Below are 11,562 nucleotides of genomic sequence, written 5' to 3'. Positions count from 1 at the left end.
AATGGACTGGTCAACGCCCGATCACTTCTCGGCGCCGGCGATTTCCACGAGATCGGTTTTCAGCACCTTGCTGTTCTGCTCGGTGTCGAGAATCGTGGTGTTCTGCTCCTGGGATTCGAGCAGATCAGCCGATTTCGCATACGGGTTGAAGGCGTTGGTCGCGATGTCCTCGGGCTTCAGCTTCTCCGAGCCGGGCAGCGGTTTGCCCACATCCCGGACGAGGTCCCACCACAACTGCAGGCTCGCCTTGTCGAGCAGGGCGTTGGGTGCGTAATGCCAGTTGGTGGTCTGCTCCACCGGATAGCCGGTGGTCTTACCGGCGATCTCCGCGGATTCCTTGGGGTGAGCGTTGGCCCAGTTCGCGGTCTTGGCGATGATGCCGACGAATTCCCGCGCCGCGGCCGGATTCTTCTGCAGCCACGCGTTGCTCGCGACATACGGCGCCTGGCCGCCCTGCGGACCCCAGTCGTCGAAGGAAGTGAACGCCTCGGCGAACTTGTCCGGCTTGCTCAGCAGAACCCCGACCAGCGGCGGATGGAACACGCCGAGATCGACCTCACCCTTTTCGATGGCCGGCGGTATCAGTTCCTCCTTGAGCTGGAGGAATTTCACCTTGCTCAGGTCGACGCCGTTGTTCTTCAGATACTGCTTGATCACCAGATCGACACAGCTGTTGGTCGCCGAGATGCCGACCGTCCTGCCCTCGATGGCCTTCAGGTTGTTCTTGGTGATATCCGAACCGGCCTTGGTGAAATAGGCCATATGCGGTTCGTTCGGCAGGTCGAGCATGCTGGACGCGATGGCGGTGAACTTGAAGTCCTTCACCTTCCCGTCGATGTCGCCGTTGAACATGCCGGTCGCTATATCGATCTTGTTCTGATCGAGTAGCTGCACCGCGGGCACGGCGGTGGCCGGTCCCACGTATTTCGGCTTCACCCCGGCGTGGTCCCAGTACCCCAGTTCGTCGGCGATCCGGACCAGCGACAGGGCGGTGGGCGAGTTGGCGAAGCGGAAATACACCACGCCGTTGTCTTTTCCGAGACCACATCCGGCCAGTAGCGCCGGGACGGCGAGGAACGCCACCGACAACGCCGTCAATTTTCCGAGCAGGCGTCTGCCGCCGATTCTGCTCACGGTCGCACCTCACGATGCGTTGTTGTGCCGCTCACGATATTTCCCTCTCCAGCGCCGGCCCCGGCCACCGTCCTCATCCGGATTTCCACTCCGGGGAATTGATATGGTTCAGAACGTAAGCCCCCCAACGGTTTCTACCTACGAAAAAATTCAGCCTGAGCCCAGCTGCGGCGAACGAGAAATATGAAGTATTTCTTGACAGAAACGCCGCGAACCTCGTAGTAGAAATTGGCGATTCCGTGAATCCGGCGGACGCGCGAACCTCGAATCTGCGGGAATTTTTATCCGGCAGTATCGATTCGTACCAGGTCGGACGGCGGCCAGGGCCGCGGATCCGCTCGCAGGAACGATCCGCTCCCACGGGCGGGCCGATAATTTCGCTCGAAGGATGCCGGTCGCCGCCTGCCCGGCGGCTGCGTCCTCGGTAGAGACAGGAAGGGACGCAGTGACATTCGCGAAGACAGGCTCCGACCATCCGCTCGTCGCGAAGGTGCGCGACTATGCCGACACCGTGCTGCGACCGCGGGCCCTCGCGACCGATCGCGACGGCGTCGACACCGGGCACATCGAGGAACTCGCGGCGCTCGGGCTGCTCAACCACACCGCCCCGCCGCGCTACGGCGGCGCCGGCGTCGACCGTGAGACCGATCGTCAGGTGCACGAAATCATCGCCGGCGCATGCTTCAACACCTGGCTGGTCTGGGCCCAGCACGCCTCGCTGTCGGAACGGATCGGCACCCTGGAAGCCACCGGCGCGCCGATTCCCCCACTCGCACAGCGCATTCTGCGCGGGGAGTTGCTGCTGGGAGCCGGGGTCAGCGATGTGCGGCGATATCCCGACCACTACATCGCGGCGCGAAAGGCCGAGGGCGGCTGGATATTCGACGGTACCGTGTCGTGGGTCAGCGGCTGGGGCCTCAACTCGGCGCTGACCGTCGCCGCGGTGGAGAAGGACACCGAAACCGTCGTCACCGCCCTCGTCCCCGTGGACGATCACCTGCACAGTGCCGGCCCGCTGGCGCTCGGCGCGGTCGCCGGCAGCCGCACAGCCCGGGTGGCGCTCGGCGACGTCTTCGTGCCAGAGGAGAATGTGCTCACCACCGAATCCATCGAACGAGCGCGCTTCCTCGACCAGGGTGTCTCCAACGACGCGCGCGCCCAGCATTTCGGTCTGGCCGACACCGTGTTGCGCGAATTGGAACTGACGTCGGAGCAACCGGCGCAGCGGGTGGCGGCGGTGTGGCGACCGCGGTTCGAGCAGCTGCGAGCCACCGCCTACGACTTGTCCGACGAGGCGCGTGCTCACGGCGGTGGGGCCTACCGGGCCGAGGATCGTCTCGCCGTGAAAGTCGCTGTCGGCGAGGCATTGTCGGCGATCACCCGCGCCCTGCTCATCGCCCGCTCCGGCCGCGGGCTGGCCGCCGACGACACCGCGCAGCTCTACGCGCGCACCGCCCTGTTCCTCCTCGTACAAGGCCAGTCCGCCGATGTGCGGCGAGCTCAGCTCGCCGAACTCACCGCATAGGTGCCGTAGATCCACCCCTCCGGAAAGGACTCGCCATGTCCACACTGACCGATGTCGTCATCAGCGCCACCCAATTGCTCGAGCATCATCCGACCTCTGGACGGCCTGTGACGCTGCTGGAAGTGCATCGCGAACCGCCCGTCGCCGCGGCGCCTCGTCTGCCGGGTGCGCACGTGGTGTCGCTGACCGCCGATCTGGTGGGGCCGACATCGCCCGGGTCCGGGGCGTATCCGCTGCCCACCGAGGAACAGATCCAGAATGCCGTGTGGCGCTGGGGAATCGACGCCGACACCCTCGTCGTGGTGTACAGCCGCGAGGTCCCCGCACTCGCCGCGCGGGCATGGTGGACCCTGCGCTGGGCGGGGGTGCCGGATGTGCGGTACCTCGACGGCGGTCTGGCCGCCTGGGTCGCGGCCGGTGGGGACGTCGGGGATCAGGCGCCGCCGGCACGCACGGGTTCGTTCGTCGTCACCCTCGGCTCGCTGCCGGTGCTCGACACCGACGCGGCGGGTGCGCTGGCCCGCTCGGGTGTACTCCTCGACGCTCGCGACAGCGCGGGCTATTCCGGCGCCTCCGGCGGCGGGCACATCCCGGGCGCGGTGCATCTTCCCGCGGCACGCAATATCGCGCCGGACGGGTTGTTGCGCGCCCCCGACGCACTGCGCGCCGAATACCGGGGCGCGGGCGAATCCGGCGACCGGACGCAGTGGGGCGCCTACTGCGGCGGCGGCACCGCGGCCACCCTGGATGTGCTGGCGCTGGCGACACTCGGCGTCGAGGCCGCTCTCTATCCCGGCTCGTTCTCGGCGTGGAGTTCCGATTCCACCCGCCCGGTGGCCAGCGGGGACGAGCCGGGCTGACGGGCGCTCGACGCACCGCCACCCAGCTCCCCCGCACCACACTGCCGGAAAGCGCTCGGACTCAGAAGAATCCGACGCTCGGCAGCTCGGCGTCGTTGACGACGACATCTCCCACGACCCGCGCCTTGTACACGGTCGGGTTGTGGGAGAACAGCGTCCGCAGATTGCGCCAGTGCCGGTCGAGCCCGGCCGATGCGCGCGTCCACGACGCGCCACCGGCGTCGAAGGCCTCGGCCGCGGCGCTCAGCGCGATCTTTTCCACGGCCACCTTGACCTGCGCGGTCTGGAGTGAGGCCGCGAGTTCCAGGCGGTCGTCGGGGGCGCCATGCTGCCAGATGTGCCGGGTCGCCGCGTCGAGCGCGTCGGCGGCCGCCAGCACCGCGGCTTCCACCACGAATGCGGTACTCGACAGCGATCCGACGACAGCCAGCAGCTGCGGATCGTTGCGGGCCAGTTCGGCGTTGCCCCACGAATAGGATCGGGTCCGCTCGCGCAGCAGCGTCGCGGTGTCCTCGGTCAGTGCCCGCAGAATGCCCGCGGCGATCGCGTGCAGCAGCAGATGCACCAGCGGGCTGCGGGGTCGTCCCGGGCCTGGGAGCAGCCGGAATTCGCCGATCTCGTCCGGGTGCACGAGCACGTCGTCCAAGACGGTGGTGCCGCTGCCGGTCTCACGCTGTCCGATGCCGTCCCAGTCGTCGACGTGCACCACGCCCTCGCGGTCGCCCGGAAGGACCACGCTGACCTGTTGTCCCGCTTCGTCGTTCGCGCCGATGCGCAGATAGTCGGCGTAGATGCTGCCCGTGCTGTAGAACTTGCGGCCGTTGAGCCGGAATCGATCACCCTCGGCGGTGAGCAGCGTGTCGTAGCTGTACACACCGGGCTGCCCGGACAGCTCCGACTGCGCACCGGCGAAGATCTTGCCCTCGCGGATCCACCGCAGCCATTGCTTGCTTCGCTGCGTCTCGCGCGTGCGCAGCGCTTCCTCGGCGGTGCCCCAGTGGATGCGCAGGATGTGCGGGACGTCGGGATCGGCCTGTGCGAGCCGCACCGCGAGAGCGAAGAATTCGCGCAGGCTGTAGCCGGCGCCGCCAAGGTCGCGCGGCAACCGCACCGCACCCAGGCGATGCTCGCGAGCCAGCGCCAGCGCGCGATCCGGTCGGCCCCCGCCAGCCTCGCGGCGGCGCCGGGCATCCGCGGCGATCTCGTCGATCACCGCCTGCAATTCGATGGAGTCGAGTGCCAGTGGCACGGGCTCGGTATGTGTCGACGTCATAAGTGCTCTCCCGGGACCGTCGGTGTGCTGAATGGATCGCGCGATCAGCCCGCACGAGGGGCGCATCCCGCTCCTGCGGCGGATACGACGCCGATGTCCTCGCAGGCCCGGCGCGGTCCATATCCGCGATAACCCAACGACATTCGCACGTTCCGGCGGCCGACCGGAGGCTTTGGTTCAGGCCAATTCTTACCGCGATCGCCCGCGGACGTCAGAAGAGTCCACCGCCGGCGCGCACGGACTGGCCGGTGATCCATCGCGCGTTGCCGGAGACCAGAAACGCGACGATGTCGGCGATATCTCCCGGCTCACCGATGCGGCCGAGAGGCGTCGCCGCAGCGACCTCTTCGAGCGCCGCGGTATTTCGTGCACCGGCGAGGGCTTCCGTGCGGGTCGCACCCGGCAGCACACTGTTCACGGTGATGCCACGCGAACCCAGCTCTCGGGCCAGAACACGCACCAATTCCTCGGCGGCGGCCTTGCTCGCGGCATAGACCGCCGAGCCGGGACGGTGGGTGACCGTCACGCCGGAGGAGATCACCACGATCCGTCCGTGATCGCGCAGGCGATTCGCCGCCTCGCGCAGTGCGACGAACGTGGCTTTCACGTTGAGCGAGAAGGTGCGGTCGAAATCCTCGTCGGTGGCTTGCGCGAGAGACGCGAACCGAGCGGTGCCCGCATTGTTCACGAGAATGTCGACTCCGCCGAACTCGTCCTCGGCCAGATCGAACAGCCCGCGCAGCTGCGCGGGGTCGGAGACGTCGGCCCGGGCGGCCACCGCGCGTCCGCCACACGCCTCGACGGTGGTCACCAGTTCCTCGGCCGCAATGCGGTTGCCGAGATAGTTGACGACGACAGCCGTTCCTTCGGATCCGAGGCGGCCCGCGATCGCCCGCCCGATCCCCGCCGACGCCCCGGTCACTATCGCTACCGGCATGAGTCCTCCATATAGATGAGCATGTCTATAGTCCACACCATCGACTAATTGGTAGAGCATGTCAACAGTCGGGGAGCTAAACTTTGGCGATGGCCATCGGTGACCCGGATTCAGTGACCGCCTTCGGCGCATTGCACCGGGAGCTGAGCGTGCTCTACGGAAAGGTCGCGCGGAGTTACGGTTTGACCCCGCAGCAACTGGAGTTGCTGTGCCTGGTGCACAAGTCGCGGCCCACCTTCGGCGAGCTCGCCGCGGCGCTCGGATGCGACAAGACCAACGTCACCGGAATGGTGGACCGGTTGGAGCGCCGGGAACTGCTGGCGCGTGAACCCGATCCGGCGGACCGGCGAATCACCCGAGCGGTCCTGACCGGCCCCGGGCTCGCGCTGCGCGACGATATTCGCGCCACACTGGAGCGGCAGTTGGCCGAGCGGCTCCCCGGCACCCAGCGAGACCGGATGATCGACGCGGTGGCGACGGCAGCGGCGGCGCTCGCGGAGAGTCGTCTCCATCCGGAAACGCTGTGAACTTTCGCGATCGGAGCGTCGTGCGCAACCGGGCGTGAGGAACTCGGCACCCTCCGACGAACCGGCGCCCTCGGCGGCGCTCTCGAATCCCCCGGAATTTATTTCGGCCGGGGCCGACTTATCGCAGTACACAGCGCTTTTCACACATCGCGCCGCGCTGCCGGACAGGCGATCGGACGATCCGGCGGGGCCATACTCTCGGTGTTCGCCTCGCCGAACATTCTTCCTCCGGCGGTAGCCAGCAGCGCCCGCCGCGGATCGCGACCACCGAACAGGACGACCCCGATGAGCGCCGAATTCCTCTGGTACATCCCCAATCAAGTGACACCGGGCCACCGGGGCGACACCGTCACCACCGATCACAACAGCCTCGACACCCTCACCGCGCAGGCGCGAGCGCTCGAGGAGTACGGCTGGAAGGGCGCATTGCTCGGCACCGGATGGGGACGTCCGGACACGCTCACCGTGGCGGCGGCGCTCGCCGCGCGCACCCGGTCGTTCGAGCCGCTGATCGCCATCCGGCCCGGATACTGGCGTCCCGCCCATTTCGCCTCGGCGGTCGCCACACTCGATCATCTGTCCGGCGGCCGGGTCCGGATCAACATCGTCTCAGGGAAGGACGATCTCGCCGCCTACGGCGAATCCGAGGAGGACCAGGCCGCCCGCTACGGGCGGACCGAGGAGTTCATCCGCCTCGTTCGCCGGCTCTGGACCGAGGAGAACGTCACCCACGACGGAACGCACTACCGGGTGACCGATTCCACCGTGCTGCCACGCATTCCGGCCCGGGAGGGCAGGCCGCATCCCACCCTCTACTTCGGCGGAGCGTCGGCGGCCGCCGAGCGGGTCGCGGCGACCGTGGCCGATGTCCAGCTGTTCTGGGGTGAGCCGCTCGCCGACGTGCGCGAGCGGATCGAACGCCTGCGGACGCTCAGCGAGCAGCACGGACGCGAACTCCCGCCGCTGGAATTCGGTCTGCGAGTCACCACCGTCGTGCGCGACACCACCGAACAGGCGTGGGCCGATGCCCAGGCCCGGGTCGCGGAAATGGCGAAAAGCCATGAGGCGGGCCCGGAACCGCAGCGGCGGGCCGCGGTCGGCCAGCAGCGCCTCTACGACCTCGCGGCCCGCGGCGACGTGCTCGACGACAACCTCTACACCGCGCCGGGCCGGGTCGGCGGGGGCGGTGCGGGCAGCACCTGGCTGGTCGGTTCGGCCGAGGACGTCGCCAAATCGCTGCGGAAGTATCAGGACCTCGGGATCACCCATTTCGTCCTGTCCGACACTCCCTACCTGCAGGAGATCCACCGCCAGGGCGAGCACCTGCTGCCGCTGCTGCGCTGAGCGAAAGCGCCGAGGCGGGGCTCGATGTCCCCGTCTCGGCGCTACCGCTGCACAACCGTTTTCAGGCCGATTCGGCGATTTCGCCCAGCTGCCGGTGCGTCACCGGCAGCCCCAGGCGCGCACGCAGTGTCCGGTCCCGATATTCTCGCTGGAACAGCCCGCGCCGCTGCAGGATCGGCACCACGCCGGTGGCGAAGTTCTCCAGATCCACGGCGGTTTCGGCCGGCATGATCGTGAACCCGTCCGCGGCTCCGGCTTCGAACCACTGCTGCAGATCGTCGGCAACCTGTTCGGGGGTCCCCACCAGCAGGCGATGCCCCGATCCACCGGCGCCGCGTTCGATCAACTCGCGCGGCGTACGCGGCCCGGCGGCGATCAGCGCTCGGGTGGATTCGCTGAATCCGGTCGAAAACGTCTCGGCCGGAATGTTTTCCGGGAGATCTCCGACGGCGATCGGATCGTCGGGTCCGAACGACCCTGTCGGCAGGCCGAGGTTGGCGAGAAGGTTGGCGGTGAGCCGCTCGATCGGCAGCAGGTCGTACAGTTCGCGTTCGCGGCGACGTGCCTGCTCCTCGGTCGCCGCGACCAGCACCACCACGCCGAGTGACACCTTCACCGCGTCCGGCCCGCGACCGGCGGCCACGGCCCGGCGGCGGATCTCCTCCCGGAACGCGACGGCCCGCTCTCGGGTCTGAGCCACCGTGAACACCACGTCGGCGAACCCCCCGGCCAACCTCAGGCCGCCCTCCGACCCGCCCGCCTGCACCACGACCGGCCGTCCCTGCGGACCCGGCGGCACCGGCAGTGGACCCGCGACGGAGAAGAACTCTCCTTCGTGGTCGATGCGGTGGATCCGGTCCGGATCGGCGTAGCGGCCCGACGCCTTGTCCGCGATCAGCCAGCCGGCGTCCCAGCTGTCCCAGAGTTTGGTGACCACATCCAGGAATTCCCAGGCCCGCCGATAGCGGGTCTCGCGATCGGGATGGGCGTCGAGGCCGAAATTGGCTGCGGCGGCGGGTGTTCCGGTGGTGACGATATTGACCGCCGCCCGGCCCTTGGTCACATGGTCGAGCGCCTGGAATCGCCGCGCCAGGTTGTACGGCGAGTTGTAGGTGGTCGAGGAGGTGATCACCACGCCGAGGTGCTCGGTCACCGCCGCGACAGAGCCCAGCAGCACCAGCGGATCGATACCGGTGCCCGGCGCCTCCTCGATCTCCCCGCGCAGCGCCGGGCCGTCGCCGAGGAAGACCGCGTCGATTTTCGCCGCCTCCGCGATGCGCGCGAGCCGCTGGAAGTACTCGATATCCAGATAGGCGAGCGGATCGGCGTGCGGCAACCGCCACGCCTGCCGGAAATGTCCCGGCGTCATCAGCGACAGGTTGAGATGGAAACCCGATGTCGGACCTGACATCTCAGCGTCGCGATCCGGTTCCGTGCACGCCGTGCTCGTCGATCAGCGCCAGTTCCTCCTCGGTCAGCGCCGGGAAGCTCAGCGCCGCCAGGTTGTGGTCGAGCTGTCGGGTGGAGCTGGCGCCGATCAGCGCGGAGGTGACCTCGGGACGCCGCAGCACCCACTGCAGCGCCAGCTGTGCCAGCGACTGCCCCCGCGATTCGGCGATCTTGTTCAACGCGGCGGTGCGCTGCCGGTAGGTGTCGTCGATGACCTCGGGCGAGAGGAAGGCGCTGTTGCGTGCCCGCGCGCCCTCGGGAATCGTCTCGAGATACTTGTCGGTCAGAAGCCCTTGTGCCAGTGGTGAATACACGATCACACCGAATCCGTCGGCGCCGGCGGTGTCGAGCAGCCCGCTCTGTTCGGGGCCGCGATCATAGATCGAATACCGGGTCTGATGGATCAGCAACGGCACCCCCTCCCCGCGCAGCAACTCGGCGATCTCGTGCGCCCGGTCGGGCCGGTAGTTGGAGATGCCCACGTACAGAGCCTTGCCCTGGCGCACCACGTGGACCAGCGCGCCGACCGTCTCCTCCAGCGGAGTCTCGAGGTCGGGGCTGTGGTGGTAGAAGATGTCGACGTAGTCGGTGCCCAGGTCGCGCAGGCTGTGCTCCAGCGAGGCCACCAGCGATTTGCGGGAGCCGCCACGAAGATAGGGGCTGGCGCCGATCGGGTTGCCGGCCTTCGTCGACAGAATGAGCTCGTCGCGGTAGGGCGCCAGATCCTTCGACAGCACCGCGCCGAAGTTCAGCTGCGCGGCCCGGTGCGGCGGGCCGTAGCGGTCGGCATTGTCGAAGTGGGTGATGCCCAGATCGAAAGCATGGAGGATGATTTCGCGCTGGGTGGCGAAGGGGTAGTCGGTGCCGAACTTCTGCCACAGGCCGAACGAGATCGACGGCAGGTCCAGACCCGAACGCCCGCTGCGGCGATACGGAATCGTCTCGTAGCGATTGTCGGCGGCGGCATAGGGCGAATCGGGGGTGTAGACGGTCACGGGGTCCTCTCGGTTGTCGTCGATGGTGACTTCGGGGTTGAAGGGCTCAGAACAGTCCGGTGGTCGGCGGTTCCGCGCCGGTCAGGTGGTAGGCGCCCGCGACCGCCTGTTTCCATTGGCGCGGATTGTGATTGGCGACGGTGCGGGCATTGCGCCAGTGCCGGTCGAAACCGAGGCCACGGTCGGTGATCGAGCCGCCGCCTACGTCGAAGAGCAATTCCGCTGCGGCCAAACCTGATTCGATGGCGATCACACCGGCCTGGGCGACCTCGACCGCGGCCGCGGCACCGGCGGCGCGGGCCTGGGCGCCGGTCAGGCCGTGCACTCCCGCGAGGGTTTCCGCGGCGAGCAGAACCACCGCGCGTGCGGCCTGGGCACGGGCCGCGATCCGGCCCACCGTCTGGCGGACGTAGGGATCGTCGACACTGGCGCTCGCGGAACTGTGTTTGATCGGGCGGGCCTTCTCCCGCACGAAGACGACGGCGTCGTCGAACGCGCGCGCCGCCACTCCGGCCTCCACCGCGGCGAGGTAGAGCTGCGCGAAGGACCCCTGCCACGGGTTGTCCGGCTCGTCGGTCTCGGTTTCGGTGACCTCGTGGGCGTATACCAGCGCGTTCGTGAAACATGTTGTGCCACTCGCGGTCAGGCGCTGTCCGACGGCGTCGAAATCATCGAGCCGCTCGACGCCCGCGCGATCGACGGGCACGGTGAAGCGCAGGACCGTACCGTCCTCGGTGCGCGCCTGTGTGGAGAACCAGGACGCGTACAGGCCGCCGGTCGAGTAGTACTTCTCGCCGTCGACGATCCAGTCGTCACCCGAGCGGCGGGCGGTCGCGTTGGTCTGCCCGCTCGCCCCGCCGGTGCGCTCGTTGGCTGTGCCTGCGAACAGGTCGCCGGCCCGCAGCCGCTGCAGGGTGAGATCCCGTTGCGGGAGGTCCGGGCGGCTCGCCACCCGGTGCGCGGTCAGGAAGGTGCTGCGAAGCGCCTGTGCCACACTGGAATCGGCACGGGCTATCGCGATCACCAGATCGGCGACGGCGCGCAGCGAACCACCCGCACCGCCGTCCTCGCGGGCGATGCCGGTCAGCGCGATCCGGGTTTCGGCGAGTGCGCGCACCTCGGCGAAGGCGTAGTCGCGAGCGGATTCGCGGGCGGCGGCGGTCTCGCCGAGCCGGCGCAGAATCGGCTCGGCAGCGGCGCGGATACCGGCCACGGTCGGGCCGGTCGCCTCCGGGGTGCGATGCGGCTGAACAGCGGTCATCGCAGCACCGCCGCAACCGGTTGCAGTCCGAGCGCGGCCCGCAATGTGGGAGCGCGCCGTGCGGATCGCACCGTCGCCACCGCCTCGGCGGCGGCCAGTACACCGCGGGCGCCGCCGGTCGGCGCCAACTCCACGGCGTCGAGATCGTTACGGCGTGTGCCCAGTCCGCCAACCGGGACAGTGCCGCACGCCCGTCGCGCGCGTCGCGCACCGTCACCGGCGCGCGGCCGAGTCGTAGCGCCACCTCGCCGCGTCGT

General features: G+C 68.4%; 11 protein-coding genes. 4 read left to right on the top strand and 7 right to left on the bottom strand.

Annotated features, from left to right (window positions below; genetic code table 11):
- Nucleotides 1–21: 21 nt before the first annotated feature.
- Nucleotides 22–1,134 (bottom strand): ABC transporter substrate-binding protein, encoded by a 1,113-nt coding sequence (locus RJ03_RS28175; protein WP_232329371.1) that lies wholly within the window; start codon nt 1,132–1,134, stop codon nt 22–24.
- A 445-nt stretch (nt 1,135–1,579) separates the two neighbouring features.
- On the opposite strand from RJ03_RS28175, the gene RJ03_RS28170 reads away from it, so the two are divergent.
- The gene (locus RJ03_RS28170) at nt 1,580–2,659 is read left to right on the top strand and encodes an acyl-CoA dehydrogenase family protein (RefSeq protein WP_232329372.1); all 1,080 of its coding nucleotides are present in this window, start codon (nt 1,580–1,582) and stop codon (nt 2,657–2,659) included.
- 35 nt (nt 2,660–2,694) lie between these two features.
- Nucleotides 2,695–3,519 carry a sulfurtransferase gene (locus RJ03_RS28165; RefSeq protein ID WP_036508038.1) on the top strand — a complete coding sequence of 275 codons (825 nt, stop codon included), beginning with the start codon at nt 2,695–2,697 and terminating at the stop codon, nt 3,517–3,519.
- A gap of 61 nt (nt 3,520–3,580) precedes the next feature.
- Here the strand turns inward: RJ03_RS28165 and RJ03_RS28160 are convergent, their stop codons facing one another.
- Nucleotides 3,581–4,792 (bottom strand): acyl-CoA dehydrogenase family protein, encoded by a 1,212-nt coding sequence (locus RJ03_RS28160; RefSeq protein WP_036508036.1) that lies wholly within the window; start codon nt 4,790–4,792, stop codon nt 3,581–3,583.
- Nucleotides 4,793–5,003: 211 nt separating this feature from the next.
- Nucleotides 5,004–5,729, bottom strand: a complete 726-nt coding sequence (locus tag RJ03_RS28155; protein ID WP_036508033.1) for an SDR family oxidoreductase — start codon at nt 5,727–5,729, stop codon at nt 5,004–5,006.
- Between the two features lie 89 nt (nt 5,730–5,818).
- Here RJ03_RS28155 and RJ03_RS35245 point away from each other — a divergent pair, with 89 nt between their 5' ends.
- Nucleotides 5,819–6,256, top strand: a complete 438-nt coding sequence (locus RJ03_RS35245; protein WP_051025341.1) for a MarR family winged helix-turn-helix transcriptional regulator — start codon at nt 5,819–5,821, stop codon at nt 6,254–6,256.
- Between the two features lie 285 nt (nt 6,257–6,541).
- Nucleotides 6,542–7,600, top strand: coding sequence for an LLM class flavin-dependent oxidoreductase (locus RJ03_RS28145; RefSeq protein ID WP_036508030.1), 1,059 nt, complete (start codon nt 6,542–6,544; stop codon nt 7,598–7,600).
- A gap of 61 nt (nt 7,601–7,661) precedes the next feature.
- Here the strand turns inward: RJ03_RS28145 and RJ03_RS28140 are convergent, their stop codons facing one another.
- The 4 genes from RJ03_RS28140 to RJ03_RS38165 form a co-directional block, all read right to left on the bottom strand.
- A complete protein-coding gene (locus RJ03_RS28140) occupies nt 7,662–9,011 on the bottom strand; it encodes an NtaA/DmoA family FMN-dependent monooxygenase (protein WP_051025340.1) in 1,350 nt (449 codons plus the stop codon).
- Between the two features lies 1 nt (nt 9,012).
- Nucleotides 9,013–10,044, bottom strand: a complete 1,032-nt coding sequence (locus RJ03_RS28135; protein ID WP_036508025.1) for an aldo/keto reductase — start codon at nt 10,042–10,044, stop codon at nt 9,013–9,015.
- Nucleotides 10,045–10,090: 46 nt separating this feature from the next.
- Nucleotides 10,091–11,305 carry an acyl-CoA dehydrogenase family protein gene (locus RJ03_RS28130; protein WP_036508022.1) on the bottom strand — a complete coding sequence of 405 codons (1,215 nt, stop codon included), beginning with the start codon at nt 11,303–11,305 and terminating at the stop codon, nt 10,091–10,093.
- Nucleotides 11,302–11,562 (bottom strand): hypothetical protein (locus RJ03_RS38165; RefSeq protein WP_218001017.1); only part of this gene is annotated, 261 nt, incomplete at its 5' end. The genes RJ03_RS38165 and RJ03_RS28130, both read right to left, overlap by 4 nt.

The organism is Nocardia aobensis NBRC 100429 (assembly GCF_000308375.1).
Lineage (GTDB): Bacteria > Actinomycetota > Actinomycetes > Mycobacteriales > Mycobacteriaceae > Nocardia > Nocardia aobensis.
The sequence above is the reverse complement of the archived record's forward strand: the minus strand, read 5'-3'. Positions and strand labels throughout refer to the sequence as shown.